General features: G+C 73.7%; 10 protein-coding genes. 2 read left to right on the plus strand and 8 right to left on the minus strand.

Annotated elements, in window-relative coordinates; all coding sequences use genetic code 11:
- Positions 1–52: 52 nt before the first annotated feature.
- From fxsT to OHS71_RS41335, 8 genes are all read right to left on the minus strand, one after another.
- Complete coding sequence (gene fxsT, locus OHS71_RS14200) at positions 53–3,064, minus strand: FxSxx-COOH system tetratricopeptide repeat protein (protein WP_328479743.1); 3,012 nt, start codon at positions 3,062–3,064, stop codon at positions 53–55.
- Positions 3,065–3,221: 157 nt separating this feature from the next.
- Positions 3,222–4,652, minus strand: coding sequence for an aKG-HExxH-type peptide beta-hydroxylase (locus OHS71_RS14205; RefSeq protein WP_328484509.1), 1,431 nt, complete (start codon positions 4,650–4,652; stop codon positions 3,222–3,224).
- Entirely contained in the window at positions 4,652–5,779 is a 1,128-nt protein-coding gene (locus OHS71_RS14210; protein ID WP_328484510.1) for an FxsB family cyclophane-forming radical SAM/SPASM peptide maturase, read from the minus strand. Before OHS71_RS14210 ends, OHS71_RS14205 begins: the two co-directional genes overlap by 1 nt.
- Positions 5,780–6,035: 256 nt before the next feature.
- Positions 6,036–6,239: an FxSxx-COOH cyclophane-containing RiPP peptide gene (gene fxsA / locus OHS71_RS14215; RefSeq protein WP_328479744.1), complete on the minus strand. Its 204-nt coding sequence runs from the start codon at positions 6,237–6,239 to the stop codon at positions 6,036–6,038.
- Between the two features lie 25 nt (positions 6,240–6,264).
- Positions 6,265–9,744 (minus strand): SAV_2336 N-terminal domain-related protein, encoded by a 3,480-nt coding sequence (locus OHS71_RS14220; protein WP_328479745.1) that lies wholly within the window; start codon positions 9,742–9,744, stop codon positions 6,265–6,267.
- Positions 9,745–9,751: 7 nt separating this feature from the next.
- Positions 9,752–10,774, minus strand: a complete 1,023-nt coding sequence (locus tag OHS71_RS14225; protein WP_328479746.1) for an AAA family ATPase — start codon at positions 10,772–10,774, stop codon at positions 9,752–9,754.
- A gap of 110 nt (positions 10,775–10,884) precedes the next feature.
- Positions 10,885–13,122 carry a VMAP-C domain-containing protein gene (locus OHS71_RS14230; protein WP_328479747.1) on the minus strand — a complete coding sequence of 746 codons (2,238 nt, stop codon included), beginning with the start codon at positions 13,120–13,122 and terminating at the stop codon, positions 10,885–10,887.
- The gene (locus tag OHS71_RS41335) at positions 13,119–13,928 is read right to left on the minus strand and encodes a CU044_2847 family protein (RefSeq protein ID WP_443046944.1); all 810 of its coding nucleotides are present in this window, start codon (positions 13,926–13,928) and stop codon (positions 13,119–13,121) included. The genes OHS71_RS14230 and OHS71_RS41335 overlap by 4 nt, the downstream gene beginning before the upstream one ends.
- Before the next feature lie 236 nt (positions 13,929–14,164).
- Here OHS71_RS41335 and OHS71_RS14240 point away from each other — a divergent pair, with 236 nt between their 5' ends.
- Entirely contained in the window at positions 14,165–14,344 is a 180-nt protein-coding gene (locus OHS71_RS14240) for a DUF6104 family protein (RefSeq protein ID WP_003992906.1), read from the plus strand.
- A 287-nt stretch (positions 14,345–14,631) separates the two neighbouring features.
- Entirely contained in the window at positions 14,632–15,753 is a 1,122-nt protein-coding gene (locus tag OHS71_RS14245; RefSeq protein WP_328479748.1) for a DUF4097 family beta strand repeat-containing protein, read from the plus strand.

Here is a 15,753-nt window from a genome sequence, read left to right on the forward strand (position 1 = left end):
GTGTTCACCGTGGCAGGTGCCGCGGGGCGGGGCCCCGCGGCACCGGACGCCCTCACGTCAGCTGCGGCTCGAAGTCCCAGAACGGGCGGATGCGGGCGCGGGCCGACAGGGTGTGGACGTGCTGCTTGCCGAGGGTCGCCTCGAGATCGGACAGGGCCTCCTGCTCGGTCTTCTCCGCCTGCCGGCGGTCCCGCAGGGCGCGCAGGTCGGCGGCGTGCGCGATCCGGGTGGACAGGGTCAGGGGGTGCGTACGGCCGAGCGCCTCGATGGCCCGTGTCACGCTGTCCGCGCTGAGCACCGCGGCCCCTTCGGTGTCACCGACGAGGTTGCGCAGGGCGGAGGCGTTCAGTGCACAGCCCAGGGTCCAGGGGTGGTTCTCCCCGACCGCGGCGCTCATGTCGGCCAGCGCCTGTTCGACGACGACGTGGGCGTACTCCCGTTCACCCACGATGCGCAGGATCAGCGACTGGTTCGAGCGGGCCCCGGCGATGAAGGGATGGCCGTCGGCGAGCATCACCTCGTAGCGGGCGACCACCGCCTCACTGAGCTCGCGGGCCTGGTCGATGTCGCCGTGCTCGCGGGTGTAACAGCTCTGGCTGGAGGCGAAGATCAAGGTCAGCGGGTCGGTCTCACCGAGCACGCGCTCGCCGCGCTCCAGCACGCTGGTGAGGAGTGCCCCCGCCTTCTCCCGGCTGCCGCCGCGGTAGAGGCACAGGGCGAGGTTGTGCTCCGCCGTGAGGGTCTGCGGATTGTCGCCGCCCATCACGATGCGGTTCTCCTCCAGGTTCCTCGCCTGGACGGACTCCGCCTGCCCGTAGCGGCCCAGCAGGCGCAGGCCGACGGCGTAGGAGAGTTCCGAGTGCAGTGTCCACGGGTGCCGGGCCCTCAGCAGGGTGCGCCGTGCCTCCAGGGTGCGGCGGTCCACCTCGAGGGCTTCCTCGTAGCGGCCGAGCAGACGCAGGGAGACGGCCAGGTTGTTCTGCGCGTTGAGCGTGCGCGAGTCCTGCTCGCCGAGGAGTTCGCGGTACGCCAGGAGTGTCCACTCGGACAGTTGGAGCGCCTCGTCGTAACGGGCGAGGCCGCGCAGGTCGGCGGCGAGACCGGCGGCGGCCCGCAGGTGTTCCAGGTCCTGTGATCCGCGTTCCGCCCTGAGGTGCTCCACGGCGGCGCGGCTCAGCGCCTCCGTCCGGGTGTAGTCGCCCACGGCCCGCAGCAGGTTGGTGTAGTGGTAGGTCAGTTCCCAGACGCGGGGATGGCTGTCGCCGAGGAGGGTGCGCCATGCCTTCATGGCACGCTCGCCGAGCTTGATGCCGGAGGCGTACTCACCGGAGAAGTACATGTAGCGCAGGCAGTTGAAGACCAGCCGCTGGACGCTGGGGTCCTTCGTCTGAAGGACGTCCGCGTACTTCAGGTGCGGCACGATCTCGGCGTAGCCCGGCCACAGGTCGGGGTCGGTGGGACGGCGGGGGTCGGCGGCGGCCAGTGCCCGCCGTACGACCTCGATGAACTCCTGGCGGTCGGCCTCCGGCATGTCCTTGTGGACGATCTGGTGGACCATGCGGTGCAGGTAGAGCGCCTCGCCGGAGGAAGCGGCCTCGTCGAGCGCCGTCTCGTGGGACTCCAGACGCACGACGGAGTACTGACGGAGCTGGTTGATCGCCTTGTTCCACAGCAGCGGGTCGTTGACCAGCCCGGCGATCTGTTCGGGCAGTTCGTCGCTCGGCATCTCCTTGAGCAGGCGCACCGGGACGAAGCCGGGTGCGAAGAAGGTGCACAGCCGCAGCAGGTCGACGGACTCCGGCACGGTCTCACGCAGTTTGTTCAGCAGTATCGACCAGGCGGTCTGGAAGGCCAGCGGGAAGTCCGCCGACACCTTCACGACGTCGCTGTCGATGCCGCCGTCCAGCAGGGCGATGTAGTCGCGCACCGAGAGGTCCGAGTCGTTCAGCCAGCCCGCCGTCTGGTCCAGCAGCAACGGCAGGTCCTCCAGCGCGTCCGCGAGCTGGTCCGCCTCCCGCTCGGTCAGTCTGGGCGCGCGCCGGCGGATGAAGGCCACGGACTCGTCGCGGGCGTAGACCGGCACCTCCAGCAACTTGCTGTTGTGCTCGCTCCATTCGGGGTTGCGGGAGGTGATGATGACGTGTCCCGGGCCGGTCGGCACCATGTCCCAGACCTGGTCGGGTTCGTCCGCGCCGTCGAGGATCAGCAGCCACCGGGCGTACGGGTCGCCCCGCCGCAGCGAGTCCCGTACCGCGCGCAGCCGCTCGCCGTATTCCTGGCCGGTCCTCAGACCGAGCTTCGGCGCGAGTTCGGCGAGCAGCCGCCGGTAGGTCACGCGTTTCTCGGCGTTGACCCACCACACGACGTCGTACTCGGAGCCGAACCGGTAGACGTACTCGGCGGCCAGCTGGGTCTTGCCCACCCCGGACATGCCGTGGAGCGTCACCACACCGGCGCCCGGCTCCGCGCCCTGGAGGAGGTGGTAGGCGTCGTTGAGGAGTGACTCGCGGCCGGTGAACCGGGTGTTGCGGCGCGGCACACCGCCCCACACCTCGGGCATGGCCGCGGGGAAACGAGGTCCACGGCGGCTGCCTTCCGGGGACTCCGGCAGGGTCTCGTACATCAGATCGAGGCGTTCCAGCAGGCGTCGTTCGGCTTCGTCCGCACCGAGGTTCGCCAGGCTCGCGGGGGCGAGCACCGCGGTGGCCGACGGTACCGGAGCGGTGGTCACGGAGACAGCGGCGAAGCGGGAGGCGTCCGGGGCGACCACTTCTCGCAGGGCCGTGTTCCACTCCTCCTGTGTGCGCGGGCCCAGTTGGAAGTACCACTCGCTGACCACGATGAGGATGCGGCCCTCGGCCAGTTTCAGGTCGCGCAGGAGATCCACCAGGGGTGTCTCCGCCGGGGAGTCCCAGCGCAGGAACACCACCCGGAGGCCGCGCCGCTCCAGGCGGTCCCCGATCCAGGCGGCCCAGGCCCTGTTGAAGCCCGCGAAGTGGATCGTGACCGTCTGCCTCGCGACCCCTCTCTCGCTCGACCCGGTCGACGTACGGGCTCCAGACATGCAGCGGCCTCCAGCGCGTAATCCCAAGAAATCGTAGAACCTCGGCGCTCCGCTCGTAAGGTCCCGGGACCCGAGGAGCGCACACCCAGGCCTGACGATCTTTGCGTAACAGTCGGCGGCGGGGGCCCGAACGCTCAGTCATCTTCCGTTCCCTCACTCATTCGGGCCTGGAGAGCGCGGGGGCGTGGCGCTGGGTCCACAGGGTGCGTGCGACTCCCACGTACGCCTGTGCGCGAACGCGGTGTCCCCTGGGCACGGGGTGTTCATCCATGCGTTCGTACGCGGCGGCCATCCCGTCGACGAACAGGCGCCCGTGGCGGGTGAGGTCGGGCGAGCCGACCAACGCCGGCAGTACCGCGCCCACCTGGGCGCGGCAGCGGGCGTGCTGAGCCCACGCCGACTCCCGGTGCGCGGGTTCGACGAGCGCGCGCCGTTGGTAGTAGTCGGCTATCGCGAGATGTGAGTAGGCACCTTGGAGCAGTCCGTCGAAGGGCCGGGGGTCGGGTCGCCAGGGAGCGAAGTACCGTGCCTCGTCCGAGGCTTGATGGAGAGTCACCATGTCGCCGAGTGCGGAGAGTTTGGCGTGGTGGAGTTCGTGCACGAGCGTGGCCGCGAAGGTCACGGGATCGGGCGGGACGCTGGTCATCAGTGCTCCGAACGCCTCCCGCCGGGTGGCGCTGCAACCGCCGCGTCCGGCCCCCGACGCTCCCGGTGGCGACTCTAGGGGGACCAGGCAGCGCAGCAGTGCGAGCGCCTCCGTCAGCCGGTGCTCGCCGCCCGTCCTGAGGGCGGCGGCCGTGCCGGACCACGCCTGCGCCCACTGCTTGCGGCCGGCGTCGTCGAGTGTCGTCGGTCCGCCCAGCGATCCCGAGCGCGGCGCCCGGATGGCCCGGTAGGGGTCCAGGTCGTCCAGCGGCACGGGCGGGGTGCCCGGCAGCAGCCCGGGCAGCGCGTGCGCGGGCGTCCACGCGAGCGCGCCCGACCACGCCCCGAAGCCGTCCTCGAGGTGGACCGTCACGTCGGCGGCCTGCCGTTGCCGTACGGTCAGAGTGCCTGCTTCGCCGGTCACTTCGACGTCGGCCGCGCCGCCCTCCGCGGTATGCAGTGCTCCGAGGGAGGGCAGGGCGAGCACTCCGTCGTGCGCCGTCAAACGGACGGAGAAGGACACCCCGGCCCGGGCTGCGGCGACGGCCGCGAGCGCCCCGAGGTGGGCCAGGTCGTCCCGCAGCAGGCGTCCGCGCTGTGCTGTCGCGGGCCCGGTCAGTCCTCGCAGACAGCGCCAGCCCCACGCGCCGGTCAGGGGGTACATGAGCCGGGTGCGGGCGGGTGGGAGGGCGGTCGCACCGCCGGCGACGGCAACGGGTGTCGCGCGGTCCGCCTCGGTCAGCAGGGCCCAGTCCTCGCGCACGCGTGCTTTCTGCCGGGCGGAACAGACCTCGGGACCGGCTCCCTCTACCGCCTCCAGCACGGCCCGCAGCAGGAGCAGCCGTCGGGTGTCCTGGTCGCGGAGCAGGAGTGCCAGCGTGCCGGGGTCCGCGCCGGTGCGGGCGAGGTCGAGGAGGGCTTCGTCCGGGACCTCGGGAAGGATCACGGGTTGCCCCTTTCACGAGGGAGGGGGAAAGGGACGGGGACGGCCGCGGACGCGCCCTCGGCGAGCCGCCGCGCCACATGGGGGATGAAGTGCTTGAGGTCCGCGCAGTAGACGGACGGGTTACGGAAGCCGTGTCCCGCCCGGTAGCGGTGGGCGTAGTGGCCTCCGCCGCACACCGTCATGAGGGGGCAGGCCAGGCACTGCTCCCCGAGGGCCTCGGCGCCCGTCTGCCGGGCGGCGGCGGCCGGGTGGCGCAGTGCGTCGTCGAGGGCGTGACGGAAGACGTCCAGGCCGGTTCGCGCGGCGCCGTCGTAGGCGGACTTCAGCGAGTCCACCTGTTCGATGGAACCGTCGGTCTCGACGACGACCGCGTCGAACGGGGCGAGGCCGAGCGACTCGGTCGCCGCCGGCAGTCCGAGGAGAAGGGCCACGCACTCCTCGAACAGACGGACCCTCGTCTCCCGTCGTTCGGCGGCCCACCAGCGGTCGAACACGGCGCACAGCCACTCGCCGTAGCGGGTACCGGCCAGATGCGGGGGCGGCGCCGACCAGTTGCCGTGCGGCAGCAGGAGGTCCAGCGCGGGCGGGCGCAGGGCGAGCAGCGACTCGTACGTCTCCACGGGGTCGAGCGTCGGGTCGACGACGGTGAGGATGCCGGCGTACGACTGCGGGAACCGCTCGGCGAGCAGACGTACGCCGCGGACGGCCGCGGGCCAGGACGGGCGTCCGGCGTGATCGACGCGGCGCGTGTTGTGCGCGGCCAGCCCGCCGTCGAGGCTGACGCCGACCCGGATGCCTCCGCCGGCCAGGACGGTGAGGTGCTCCGGTGTGAGCAGGGTGGCGTTGGTCTGGATGACGGCGCGGACCGCGCAGCCGGCCGGGACGCGGTCGCGGACGAGGCCGGTGAAGGCGGCCAGTGTCCCGGCGCCGGCCAGCAGGGGTTCGCCACCGTGCAGGACGAGGGAGAGGGCCGTCAGGCGGTGGGTGCCGGCGTGCTCGGCGATGCGGGTGGCGGTGGCGTCCAGGACCTCGGCGGAGGCGGCCCGGGGGCGGGTGCGCCAGGTGCTGTCGGGGCCCTCGTAGAGGTAGCAGTAGGTGCAGGCGAGGTTGCAGCGGCCGTGCATCTTCACGATGAACTGGCGGAACGGGTAAGGGAGTCGGCCGGTGCCCGCCTCTTCAGACACTCCGGCACCCCCATGCTGTGGAGCCTGTGTCGCGGCCCTGCGCCCCGCACGGGGCGGATGCCCGGACGGGCATCCGCTGTAAACCTGGCGCGATCGTGATTGACCATTTCGATCGCCAAAGGCGACCGAATATGACACTTCTAGACCGAGCCTGATGTTTGCGTGTCGTGCGACACCTGAGGTGACGCGCTTCTTCTCAAAGGGAGTTGTTGAAGCCCCAGAGCATCTCGCTCGGCCGCGCCGCCCGTTCCGTGAGCTCCCCCAGCACCTCCCTGAGCACCGGATGCTCGATCGTCCCCAACTCCGCCAGATCCACCGCCAGCAGATCCGGCAACGGCTCGACCACGCCGGCGTCCTCCGGCATCACCGTCCACCCCGCGACCTGTCCCCGTACGTCCATGCCCTTCCCTCCCGAGTCGCCCCGCTCACGTCACCCGCTCCAGCTCGGCCAGCCGTTCCGCCGTCCCGGCGGGCGTCGGACCGTCGGCGACCAGACTGCCCTCGGGCAGCCGCGACCACTCCACGCGGGCCGCCCGGTAGGCATCCCGGGCAGCCCGCGGCCGTGCTGCCGCCTCATAGGACATACCCCGCCAGTGGTGCGCCTGCGCACCCGCCTGGACGGCTTCCCGTCGCCTGCGGTCCGTCTCGGCCACCCCCTCCGCCTCCCGGGCGGACTCCGCCGCGTCGCGGAAGGCGTCGACCGCGAGGTCCAGGCGGGCCGGACGGCGCAGGCTGCGATAGGCCTCGAACTGGACCTGGCCGAGTTCCAGGCGGCAGCGGGCCGCCAGCAGGGGGTCCTCCGCATCCGCCGCGGCGAGGCCGAAAAGATGCTCGGCCTCGCGCAGGTCGACCCGGTCCCCACGGGCCCGGTAGCGCAGCATCAGCGCGCGGCCGAGCAGCAGCAGCCGGTGGGCGACCCGGGGGCTGCCCGCCGGGGTCTCCATGCGGCAGTCCCGCAGGACACGGATCGCCCGGGACAGCGCGTCCCGCGCCCGCGCCCCGGACTGGAGCCCGGCCAGCCGCAGCAGCGCCTCGCCCCACTCGGCGAGGACGTCGGCGTGCGCGGGCGCGTCCCGGGACATCCGCTGGGCGGCCTGCGCGAAGCGGTCCGCGGCCGTCTCCAGCTCCGCCGGTTCGCCCGACTCGGCGTGACGGGCCACGGCGATCCGGCCGGCCCGCGCCAGCAAGGACGCCCGCCGGCCCTGGTCGCGCACCAGCGCCAGGGCCTCGTCGACCCGGTCCTGGGCGTCGTCCAGCGGGCCGCCCGCCTGGAGCAGCGCGTCGACCAGGTCGAGCAGTACGCGCACCCGCGCGCGTGCCGACTCGGCGGTGTACGGCTCCGGGTCGGTGTCCAGGGCGTCGCGCAGCGACTGCGCGCCCTGCTCCGCGTAGAGACGGGCCTGGTCGGGGTCGGCGGTGGCGCCGGACAGCCGCAGCAGAATGCGGCCGTGTTCCAGGGGCAGCGCGGGCGGGCGGAGGCGCCGGTCGGGCCAGACGTCGGCGAAAGCCTCCAGCATGCCGACGGCGCCCTGGAGCAACGCGCTGTCCCCGCCGAGCCGCCACTGTGCCTCCAGGGCGCCGACGCGTTCCAGGGTGAGCCGCAGCGCCTGCTCCTCGCCGAGCCCGGGCGCCGCGCAGGCGACGGCGTACTCACGGTCGGCGCGGCGCAGCAGATCCAGGGCGGCGCTCCGGTCCCCGCGCCGCCTGCGGTCGGTCGCGGCCGCGTGCAGCACCCGGGCCAGCACGGCCCGTTCGCGCAGCCGCCCGGGATGCGCGGTCGCCCGTTCCGCGGCCGCCTCGGCCTCCTGGAGCAGTTCGTCGCCGCCCTGCACCTCCCACAGGCGCAGCGTGCAGTGCGCGTACTCGGCCCACAGTTCGGGGTCCGCGGCCGTCGACTCCCGCTCGGTGGCGCCGCGCAGCAGCTGCACCGCGTCGATGACGTCCTGGATCATGCCCTCGCCGTCGAAGCGTTCGATCAGCGCCCGGGCCCTGCGGACCGCCTGATGCGTCGGCCGGTCCGCCGCGGGCCCCTGGCCGGTCCGGGCGCCATAGGTCTCGAACTGCTCCGGCAGCGGCATGAACCGTCGCAGGACACGGGCCGCGACCTCCGCGAAGGGCTGCGGCACGGGGGCTTCCTCACCGTTGCCGCCGTGATCACCGCCCGTGCGGTCGGCGCCTGGCGCGTACGGCCGGCCCGTGCCGCCGGCGCCGAGCTGGGCCAGGGCGAGGGCCGGGAAGTTGGGTCCGCCCTTGCCGAAGCGCTGCTCTATGTACTCCGAGCAGTGCTTGAGCACCAGCATGGCCTCGTCGCGGCCCAGCCGGGACAGCAGGGCGTCACGGACGTCGGGCTCGATGCGGTACCACTGGGCACCGTCGTCGGCGTACTCCTCCGACGCGCGCGTCACCAGACCGCCGACCAGCACCTCGGCGAGTTCGGCCGGTCCCGAGTCGGGCAGCATCGTGCGCTGGACGAGCTGCATCACCGGCAGGCACAGGGGGGCGGCAGCCAGGTAGACGGCCAGCCGTCCGGCGGCCGGGGAGGCGCTGGAGGTGAATCTGCTGACCCGTTCGAACGGCGTGCGCCGTCGGTGCGCGCGCGCCGCCGGCGCGGGGGGCTGGTCCGCGCGCACCCAGCCCACGGCCCCAGGGACGGACCCGGCGCCGGCCCCGGACAGCAGTGCGGCCCAGGCGCCGAGGGCCACCGGCTCGGGCGGCAGCACCGGCACGGGCAGCGCTCCCCGGCGAATCTCCGCCGGAACGCCCACCGGGGTGCGCACGCGCAGTGCCGCCGCCCCGCCCAGCGTCTCGCCCCGGCTCAGCCGGCAGAACACCACCGGGAGCCGAGTGCGGTTCCACAGGCGTTGCGGCAGGGGCTGGAGCACGGCGACCGGGCCCTGACGGGAGAGCTGGTGCAGCAGCCGGTGTGCGTGGCCGCTGTGCCACAGGGGACCGGCGCAGTCGCTGACGAAGATCACGATCCGGCGGCCGGTGGGGTCGCTGAGCCGGTCCGCGGAGTGCAGCGGCGCCGCGTAGGCGTCGGGGCTGCGGCTGACGGCGGGTTCACCGTCCGGCCCCTGGTGCAGATGACTGACCTGGATGTCGGAGAACGCACCCAACTGGCCGAACACCTGCTGGAGTTCGACGAACAGCCGGTCCCATACGCGCATCGAGGACGAGGCGTCCAGGACCAGTTGCAACCGGGCGTCGCGCCGGGTGACGGCCCGGTGGACGGGCAGGATCAGCCCGCCGGCCTGGGCGCTGCGCTCCGCCGTCGCCGTCTCGTCGAGCCGCATGCGCAAGGGCGGCGCGGGACTCCGGTAGCGCTGCAACCTCCGTAAGGCGCGCTGGAGTTCGAGTGGGGCGGGCAGCACGGGGGCAGCGGGTACGCCCACCGGCAGCGCGGCGGCCCGTCCCGCGCCGCGTGAGCGCGGCGCCCCGTCCGGCGGCACCGGGTACAGGCTCACCCGCCCGTCGGCCCCCACGTCCTGCGGCGGCCGCGGCGGCCGCTCGGGCCTTTCACCCTCCGGACGCCCGTCCGCACCGCTGCCGTGCGTCCCGTCGAGCCGGGGTACGGGGCGTTTGCCGGTCCTGGCGGGCGGGTCCTCCGGCTCGGGGTCCTCCACCGGCCGGGTCCACCGCGCCAGCCAGAGCGCGTCGCAGAGCTGGGGTACGTCCGGATCGAGTCCGACCTCACGCAACCGCGCGACGAGTTCGGCAAGCGGATCACGACCGCCCGCCCCGGCAACCGGGCCGCCATCGGCCGCACCCGGACCGCCCGGGACGCCCTCGGACGGGACGGGGCCCGCGACGCCGGGGCGGCTGCCGTCGGCCGGACCGGCGCCGGGGGCGCCGGAGCGGCGGCCGTCCGGCGGGACGGGGCCGTGACGGGCCGCTGCGTCGGGCATCAGGCCCTCACCTCGGGCGGTCGAGTCGCTGGATGAGCAGGTCGGCCAGGCGGTCACGACTGGGCGGCGCGGCCGCGTCGGTGAGGTAGATCGCGTTCAGCAGCTGGTCGGCCGCGAGGAGTTCACTGCGCGACCGCTCGAGGAACCGCGTGATCAGATCGTCCCCCGCGCGCGCCGCCTCGTCCCCGAGATGCGCGCGTACGAAGGTGGCGAGCCGGTTGTGGTCGGGGCGCCCCAGTTCCAGGTGGATGCACCGGCGCATCAGCGGGGCCGGGAAATCGCGCTCCCCGTTGCTCGTGAGCACGACGAACGGGAAGGCACGGCAGCGCACCCGGCCGTCCCGCACCCGGACCTTCACACCGTCGGCGGTCAGCACCTCCGCCTCGCCGTCGGGCAGCCGGTCGGCGATGCGCTCCAGCTCGGGGATCGCGAACTCGCCCTCCTCCAGCACGTTCAGCAGGTCGTTGGGCAGGTCGATGTCGCTCTTGTCCAGCTCGTCGATGAGCAGCACGCGCGGGGTGTCGGAGGGCAGCAGCGCGGTGCCGAGCGGTCCCAGACGGATATAGCTGCCGATCCCCTCGACCGCGCCCGGTGAGCCCGCCGCCGACCCGAATCCGCCCTGCGCGGCGATCTGCACGTCCTGGAGCCGGGCGATCGCGTCGTAGTGGTAGAGCCCGTCCTGGAGCGCGGAACGGCTGACGACGGACCAGCGCAGCACGTTGCCGAGGCCGAGTTCGTACGCCACCGAGTGCGCGAGCGTGCTCTTGCCCGCGCCGGGGCTGCCCGTGACGAGCAGGGGGCGGCGCAGATAGAGCGCCGCGTTGATCATCTCCAGCTCCTCGGCGCCCGGCCGGTGCAGTTCCGCCAGGTGCCGGTGCGCGCCGAGCCTGCGGTCCTCGGACCCGTCGCCGGTGCGCGCCGCGTCCCGGCTGGTGAAGTCGCGCCAGGGGGGCGGATCGGGCAACCGCTCGATCCCGTCGTGCGGTTCGCCTGCGCCTCGGTAGATGAGCCACTCACTGGATTCGGTCATGATCCGGTCCTCGTCACTCGTCCACCGCCGCGGCACGTCCGAACGTGCCTCACGTTATCCATCCTGAGGGTGCCTGGTAAGGGGCCTACGAGCCCTGCCGGCAGGTGGGTTCAAGGGGCCTCCAGCAGGTCACCCGTTCCGGGGAGCGGCTGGTGGGGATCGTCGTACAGCAGGGCCACGCCGTCGGCCCAGAAGGACTCCGTGCGGCCCTCGCGCAGCCGCATCCGGAGGTCGTGCACGGCCTCCGGCAGGTACTGCGCGCTGGGCGGTTCGGCGATCCCGTCGATCGTGCCGCGGTGGAACTCCCCGCAGACGGCGTCGGCCCGGCCGTGCCGCCGGCGCCACAGGGCCACGCCGTAGCCGCCGAGGACGATCCGGGTGAGCGCCTCCGCGTCGTCCTCGTAGCGCAGGTCGCCGTAGCGGCAGAGCACCGGGACGGTGCCGTGCGACAGCGCCCGCAACTGCTCCACCGTCGGCAGGGGTTTACGCAACCCCTCGTCGCAGTCCAGGACTTCGGCCCTGCCCGGGTGCGCGTGCAGCCAGCGCCAACGGGCCCGGCGCTCCGCGTCCAAGTCGTCGGGATCATCCGGGTCGCCGAAACCCTCCGGGTCGCCCGCGTCCGCCGCGCCCTGTGTGCCCTGCGCGCCACACCCGTCGGCCGCACCGCCGGAGCCGTCCGGTTCTCCCCCGCCCCGCGCCGCGCCCGGGCCGAAGGGATCCAGGTCGTACGGGCCGAACGCCTCGTCGGGCAGCCGGTCGCGGTCGGCACAGCGCACGACGACCGGGCGCAGCGCGCCCAACGGGGCCTCGTCCGGCGACAGCCGCCAGTTGTCGACCTCCAGGCCGAGCAGCGCATGGGGCAGCGCCACCTGGAGGAGCGCGGGCCTGCCCGGCTCGTCGCAGTGGCGGAACGCCTCCCCGAGCGGGCCGGCGAGATGCACGGGCAGCTCGGCCAGGGGCGTGCGCTCCGCCTCGTGCAGCCGGACCGCCTCCCCGCCGGGCGCGGCCACGCAGACCGACCAGTCGCAGCGGTCCGGCTCCCAACCGCGGAGCACCACTTCGAGCAGCGCGGAGGGCCGTGCCGCGCTGCCGACGGCACGGGCACGCGCGTGTGCGCCGGACCGTCCCCGCCGGCGCAGCCGCTCGATCCGCTGCTCGGCCAGACCCGACCGGTAGCGGACGCTCAACCGCTGCGCGGCCTGCCACACCCACACCCACAGCGCCTTCTCGGCGTCCGGGGTGCTGGGCACGACGAAGGGGCGCGGAGCGGACATCGCCCGCATCGCGTAGTCGAGGACGAGCTCCAGCGCCCCGTCGTCACTCGCGCTCTCGTACAGCGCTCCGAGGCCGTCCCGCCAGCCGCGCGGCGCGGGCAGCGGGGTGAGGGTCTGAAAATCCGGGAGGGAGTCGAGGATGTCCAGCAGGCCGCGGGTGCTTTCGGGCGGCGGGAGTTCGGCGAGCCGGCCCAGCAGCTGGATCCGCTCGTCCGGGCTGAGCGTACGGCCCGGCCGCGCGCCCAGTCGGCCCTGTACGTCGGTCCAGGTCTGCCGCCGGGACGCCGGGTGGCGCTGCCGGTCGCGGTGGTAGCGGTCGTGGGCGTGGAACACCGCCTGGTAGAGGTCGCTGTGCTCGGCCGGCACCGCCTCCGGCGGTACCCGCAGGGTGCGCAGCTGCTCGATGCCGGTCGAGGTGCCGCCGGGCCGGTGGTCCGAGCGCGCCTTGAGCACGCCGATCACCTCGCCGCGCACCGGGTCGATCACCGGCCCGCCCGAGACGCCGTACGGCAGGTCGTTGTCGCCCAGCCGCATCTGCACGTCCGACGACCAGCCGCCGATGGTGCCCTGCACCGTGAGCGTGCCGTCCAGGACCTGTAAGCGGCCCTCGTTCTCCGTCCAGCCGGCGTACAGCACCCGGCCTTCGCCGTAGTACGCCGCCGGACGCTCGGAGACGTACACGCACTCGTGGTCGTCGACAGGTTCGGTCAGCTGGACCAGGGCCAGGTCAGGAGCGGGCCAGTTACCGGCGGGCAGGGTCCCCTCCGCGCGGTCGGCCCGGTCGGGAAGTGTCGCCACCACCCGCCCGGGGGCGGTGGACGTGCCCCGCCCCGGTGCCGTCTCATACACCACGGCGACCTCGCCCCCTTCCCCGCCGCAGGCCACGTGTGCGCAGGTCAGAACCCAGTTCGGGGCGATGAAGAAGCCGCTCCCGAGGAATGTGCCGGGCTCCTCCAGGGCATACCCGACGACCGGGCGATGAATGCGCACGGTCGCCGCCACGACGAGTCCACGCAGTGCACGACGGGCCGCATCGAGCGCGTTCGATGCGCCCGGGGCGTGCCCGCCCGTCATGCCCCGCCCCCACCCGCGGTGCCGTCGGCACCCCCGTGCATCGGCGCGCCGGGAGACGCGCCCGCGCGCCCGCCCCCGCCGGACGACACTCCACCACGCGCGCGTGAACAGGGTGCGGGAGACACGGGCGCGCCGAGGGCCGGTGGGGGTGGGGGCGCGCCGGGAGCGGGTGGCGGCGTGCCCGGAGCCGACGGGGGCATACCGGGAGCCGGCGGGGGTGTGCGGGGGTTCCCCGGCGGTGCCGGTGGCTGCCCATCGAGGGCCGGGTGCGGCGGGGCTGCACCGGGAGCCGGTGGCGGGGTGCCCGGAGCCGACGGGGGTGTGCGGGGGTTCCGCGGCGGTGTGCCCGTAGCCGACGGGGGCGTACCGGGAGCCGGCGGGGACGTAGGGGGGTTCCGCGGCGGTGCCGGTGGCTGCCCATCGAGGGCCGGGTGCGGCGGGGGTGCATCCGGGTCCGGTGGGCCGTTGTGCCAGGTGAGGGTGACCGTGATGCCGGCCTTGGCCTCTCCGTCGGCGAGCAGGCCCACGACCTTCCCGGCCTTGGCGGTCAGCTCGATGCCGAACTCGACGCTCACCTCGTCGGGCCGCACCGCGCGCAGCGGTTCCGCCAGTGACCGCGCGACCCCCGTGACGAGCCCGTGCAGGCTCTCCACGCTCGCCTCCACCCGCTCGGCGAACCCGGTGTCGCTGTACGACAGCCGCCCGGACGGCGCGGTCAGCTCCCCCGCCCCCGAGATCCGGGCCCAGACGGGCGTCCCGTCCGGCAGCGCGATGCGCGCCACCCGCGTCACGTCCTCACCGCTCATGGCACTCCCCCGTTCTCCCGGTCCCCCCGGACCGGCTCACTCCGGTGCGCAGACCGGCCACAGGTTCCCGGCCCTGCGAGGGTCCCGGCGGCCCGTGGGACGCCGTCCCCTGCGCCTATCCTTTTCCTGTCCCCTCCCCCACAGGAGAGCGGAACTCTTCCTCCCCTCGCAGGAACAAGGGTCCTTCCCCCGAGGGGGGATCCCTATCCCTGCGACAGACCCACGGAGCACGATCCATGTACTTCACCGATCGCGGAATCGAGGAACTCGAGAAGCGGCGCGGCGAGGAGGAGGTCACCTTCGAGTGGCTCGCCGAGCAGTTGCGGACGTTCGTCGACCTGAATCCGGACTTCGAGGTGCCGGTGGAGCGGCTGGCGACCTGGCTGGCGCGGCTGGACGACGAGGACGACGAGTAGCCGTTCGCGGCGGGTCCGTACGGAAGGGGCGCCCCACGGGGCGCCCCTTCCGCGTGCACGGGACGACTCACCGGACGGTCACCGGGACGGGCGGCGCGGCCGGGACGGGGGCGGCGCGGCCGAACGTGACAGCCGGACACGTGACAGCCGGCGGGACAGCAGCCGGGGGTGCGGCCCCCGAACGAGTGGCTTGACTTTCGAGGTCCGCGATATATCGTGTTTTACCAGAGACGCGATATTGCGTGTCCTGTCACTGCCGTGGCAGCGCCATGGAGGAGGTCCGCACCATGCCCGAATGGTCCGTCGCCGAGCCGAGGAAGCTCTCCTTCGACGAGCCCGTGAGCGAACTGCACGTGCGCATCGTCGACGGCACCGTGAACGTCGTGGGCACGGAAGAGGGTCCCGCCCGCCTGGAGGTCTCGCGGATCGAGGGGCCTCCCCTGGTGGTGAGCCACCGCGACGGGAACCTGACGGTGGCGTACGAGGACCTGCCCTGGAAGGGCTTCCTCAAGTGGCTCGACCGCAAGGGCTGGCGGCGCAGCGCCGTGGTCTCGCTGGCCGTGCCGGCCGGCACCCGCGTCGAGGTGGGTGTCGTGAGCGCCGGGGCGGTGGTCTCCGGCATCGACGGCCACGCGGAGGTGAAGGGCGTCAACGGGGACACGACCCTGGTGGGGCTCGCCGGCCCGGTGCGCGCCGACACCGTCTCCGGGAGCGTGGAGGCCCAGGCCCTCACCGGCGACCTGCGCTTCAACTCCGTGTCCGGCGACCTGACCGTGGTCGAGGCGGGCTCCTCCGTGAAGGCCGACTCCGTGAGCGGGTCGATGATCGTCGACCTCGACCCGACCAGCCGCCCCACGACCGTCGACCTGACGAGCGTCTCGGGCGAGATCGCCATCCGGCTCCCCCACCCGGCCGACGCGCGCGTGGAGGCGAGCACCGCGAGCGGCTCCGTTTCCAACGCCTTCGAGAACCTCCGGGTGAGCGGCCTGTGGGGCGCCAAGCGCATCACCGGCCGCCTGGGCGCGGGCAACGGCACGCTGAAGGCGACGACGGTCTCCGGCTCGATCGCCCTCCTGCGAAGGCCACCCGCGGACGACACCCTGGACGGGGCGACGGACGGCGCCCGGACCGACGCGCACGAGGCGCAGCCGGCTACGGGAGCCACGGCCCCCACGACCGCGGCCACGGGCTCCCCCGCAGCACCGGCAGCACCGGCCCCGGAGTCGGCGGCGAGCGCGGACCCGGCCCCGACCCCGGCCACCGCGGCGGAACCGGCGAACGGAGCCCGCGCCGGTCGGCCCACCGGCCCGGGGGACAATGCCGCTTCCGGCCCGGGCGTCGAGAGCTCCTCCGTCGAGGGCCCCTCCGCCGACCCGGCCGACAGCACGACCGACAAGAAGGTGCTCTGA

The sequence above is a fragment of the Streptomyces sp. NBC_00377 genome (genome assembly GCF_036075115.1).
Lineage (GTDB): Bacteria > Actinomycetota > Actinomycetes > Streptomycetales > Streptomycetaceae > Streptomyces.

Bases quoted from the DNA above. Each gene is read 5' to 3' on its own strand.
- fxsT (WP_328479743.1), bottom strand. From the start codon at position 3,064: ATGTCTGGAGCCCGTACGTCGACCGGGTCGAGCGAGAGAGGGGTCGCG.
- OHS71_RS14210 (WP_328484510.1), bottom strand. From the start codon at position 5,779: ATGCACGGCCGCTGCAACCTCGCCTGCACCTACTGCTACCTCTACGAG.
- fxsA (WP_328479744.1), bottom strand. From the start codon at position 6,239: ATGGACGTACGGGGACAGGTCGCGGGGTGGACGGTGATGCCGGAGGAC.
- OHS71_RS14220 (WP_328479745.1), bottom strand. From the start codon at position 9,744: ATGCCCGACGCAGCGGCCCGTCACGGCCCCGTCCCGCCGGACGGCCGC.
- OHS71_RS14225 (WP_328479746.1), bottom strand. From the start codon at position 10,774: ATGACCGAATCCAGTGAGTGGCTCATCTACCGAGGCGCAGGCGAACCG.
- OHS71_RS14230 (WP_328479747.1), bottom strand. From the start codon at position 13,122: ATGACGGGCGGGCACGCCCCGGGCGCATCGAACGCGCTCGATGCGGCC.
- OHS71_RS41335 (WP_443046944.1), bottom strand. From the start codon at position 13,928: ATGAGCGGTGAGGACGTGACGCGGGTGGCGCGCATCGCGCTGCCGGAC.
- OHS71_RS14240 (WP_003992906.1), top strand. From the start codon at position 14,165: ATGTACTTCACCGATCGCGGAATCGAGGAACTCGAGAAGCGGCGCGGC.
- OHS71_RS14245 (WP_328479748.1), top strand. From the start codon at position 14,632: ATGCCCGAATGGTCCGTCGCCGAGCCGAGGAAGCTCTCCTTCGACGAG.